Annotated in this window: 2 protein-coding genes; one reads left to right on the top strand and one right to left on the bottom strand. The window is 20.7% G+C overall.

What is annotated here, in order from left to right:
- Positions 1-154: 154 nt before the first annotated feature.
- Complete coding sequence (locus M0D11_RS05440; RefSeq protein ID WP_252320817.1) at positions 155-511, bottom strand: hypothetical protein; 357 nt, start codon at positions 509-511, stop codon at positions 155-157.
- 401 nt (positions 512-912) lie between these two features.
- Here M0D11_RS05440 and M0D11_RS07310 point away from each other — a divergent pair, with 401 nt between their 5' ends.
- Positions 913-3,198 (top strand): DNA translocase FtsK, encoded by a 2,286-nt coding sequence (locus M0D11_RS07310; protein ID WP_252320815.1) that lies wholly within the window; start codon positions 913-915, stop codon positions 3,196-3,198.
- The last annotated feature ends 43 nt before the right edge of the window (positions 3,199-3,241 follow it).

The following is a 3,241-nucleotide window of genomic DNA, read 5'->3' as shown; positions in this document are numbered from 1 at the left end:
ATAAAATATGCTATATAAAATCCAAACATAATAATAAATAAAAATGAATTCAATAATAAAATATTTTTATTTACTTAGTTATAAGATAAAAATACAACAGAGTCATTATTTAATCCAATAATATTATTAATAAAGTTATTTAGGTAACTTTATTTTATTCATTATCAATTTCTTTGTTTTCTATTAAAATAATATTATTAGTAACTTCTTCATTATCAATTTCAATAATATTTTTTTTATCTAATTTATAATATTTATTAATAATACGTTGTATTTGTTTAATCTTATTTTCAGATCTATTAATATATGATTTATTAAGTGTATATTTATTATATCTCAAATCTATTATTGCAGTCTTTACCTCATTTTTCATTTGTTGATATAAATTACCATTTTTAAAAACATAATTTATATCATTTTTATTCAATAAAAAATCTTTTATTTCTTTTTCAATTGCATTATTAATTGCATCTACTCTAGAACTACTATCAATTGAAGCGCAACTACACAAACTATAATAACTCCTATAACAATAACTATTATAGGCAAACCTATAATCATAAACATTAAATCATTATTATTCGTTTCAGTATTATACATTTTTTAATTCACTTTCAATCTTTGATTTTTACTTTTCTCTTTTAATTTATTTTTTATTCTTTTTCAAGATTTAAACTATGGATATTGTTTATTATATATAACCATATAACCAATTAAAGTACTAATAATATTTTAATTTATATATATTATATATTTTTAAAAAAAATAAATAAAAATTACTAATAGTTCACATCATAATAATATTTATTAAAATGGTTAGTAAGTAGTAACAAACACCCCTATATATGATATTATTTTTATACAATCACTCAACCAATAAATTTAAAATAGAAAAGTTAGGAGTTTAAAATTATGAAAGATTTTAAAAATATTAAAATTAAACAAATTAAAAATAGTAATAATAATAAAATTGGTATCTTATTAGGTACTCTAATTTTATTGTTATTAATAACTTTTAGTTTATTAAGACTACTACCAATTGGTAAATTTTTAGACGACTTTATATTTTCTTTTTTATTTGGATGAAGCAAATATTTAATTTATATATTATTATATATATCTTTAATTCCACTTTGTTTTAATTATTATTTTAAATTTAAAGTTTCCTTTGTTTGAGCAATAATTACTACTATTATATGCTGCGCTTGAACAATTGAAACTATTACTATTATTAGTCATTATGATAATATTTGATTTAATAATAAATTTCATATTAATTTAATTAATGATTATTATCAATCTTGATGAAATTCAACTATTTTTAATAATTATCACGGATTTTTCAAATCACCTATTTCCTTTAATAATTGAACTATTGATAGTTTCTTTCCCTCTTATCTTGTTGGCGGATTAATTGGTAATACTATATTAGAATTTTTAGGTTACACAACTTTTTTTGTTAATTTTATATTAAATATATTAATGATTATTATTTGTTTTAGTTGATTATTTTTTAACCGTCCCTTAATTTTATTTATCACTATTTCAAATCATATCAAAGAAACAATTTTAGATTTTAAAGTTAAGCGAAAAGATCAAAAAATTAATAAATTAGAAAAAGCAAAAGAAAAACAAAAAAAACTTACTTTGGCACAAAATAATACTATCAAAATCAATAATCTAAAAAAAGAACTAAAAATAAACAAACAACAAGCAAAAAACAATAATAAGCAATCTAAATTAGAAACTAAACAATTTACAAAAGAAAATCTAGCAAACAATAAAGTAAAAAATGAAAAAATAAACTTTGATATAGAAACCAATAAGGAATTATTACAAGAAAATAACAATATTAACAAAATTAATAATCAAAAATTAGAAAATAATGAAACAAAAGTTAAAGAACAAAACAAAATTATTAATCAAATTGAAAAACAAAATAACAATCAAGAAAAAACAAAAGCTTTTCTTCCTGAACAAACTATAATTAATCAAAAATATATTTTACCAACATTAAAATTAACTAAAAAATCAGATAATCTAATAAAAAAGCAAGAAGAAAATGAAAAATATGCTTTAGAAAATAAAGAAAAAATTAATCAGTTATTTAAAGAATTTTCTGTTCAAGGAAAAGTAAATGATTTTACTATTGGTACAACAGTAACAAAATACGAGGTTTCAATCACTTCAGGAATGAAAATTAACAAAATTACTAACTTAGAAGAAGAACTAAAACTAGTTTTAGCAAATAATAATATTAGAATCGAAGCACCAATAGCTGGTAAATCAATGATTGGAATTGAAGTTAGTAATAAAAATATTGTTCCAACTAATATGCAAGAACAATTTGAAAATATAAGCGAAAAATATAAAAATAAAAAATTATTAATTAGTATTGGTAGAAATACTACTGGTGATTACATCTTTCATTCATTAAAAGAAATGCCGCACTTATTAATTGCTGGTAGTACTGGTTCAGGAAAATCAGTTTTTATTAATGATTTACTAATTTCTTTGCTCTTACAATACAAACCTCATGAAATAAAACTAATATTAATCGATCCTAAATGAGTAGAATTAGCAATTTATAATGATATCCCACATTTAATTATTCCAGTAATTAATGAAGCAAACAAAACACCAGCAGCATTACAAGTAGTAATTTTAGAAATGATGCGTCGATACCAACTATTTGCAAAAAATGGAAATCGTGATATTGAAAGTTATAATAAAAAAATAAGTCAAGAAATTGATAAATTACCTTATTATATTATTGTTATTGATGAATTAGCAGATTTAATGGTACAAGCAAGCAAACAAATTGAAGAAGGGATCATGCGAATTACACAAATGGGTCGAGCAGCAGGAATTCATTTAGTAATAGCAACACAAAGACCATCAGTAGATGTAATTACTGGCGTAATTAAAAATAATATTCCAGCAAGAATTGCTTTTAAAGTTGCATCTTGAATTGATTCAAAAACAATCCTTGATACTGCTGGAGCAGAAAAATTATTAGGTAAAGGCGATATGTTATTTTTAGCTCCAGGACAAAATAATATCAATCGTTTACAAGCACCATGAATTAGTGATGAAGATGTTTCAGAATTAATAAAGTTTATTAAAGAACAATCTTCGGTTAAATATGATAATAATTTTATTGAAAAAATGAAAGAAATTAAAGATTCAAAAAAATAAAATAAGTTTTCTGTTAATTAACAGAAAACTTATTTTCATATTC

This window comes from Spiroplasma endosymbiont of Lariophagus distinguendus, assembly GCF_023846195.1.
In the GTDB taxonomy this organism is placed as follows: domain Bacteria; phylum Bacillota_I; class Bacilli_A; order Mycoplasmatales; family VBWQ01; genus Spiroplasma_E.
This window is presented reverse-complemented; position numbering and strand designations above follow the sequence as displayed.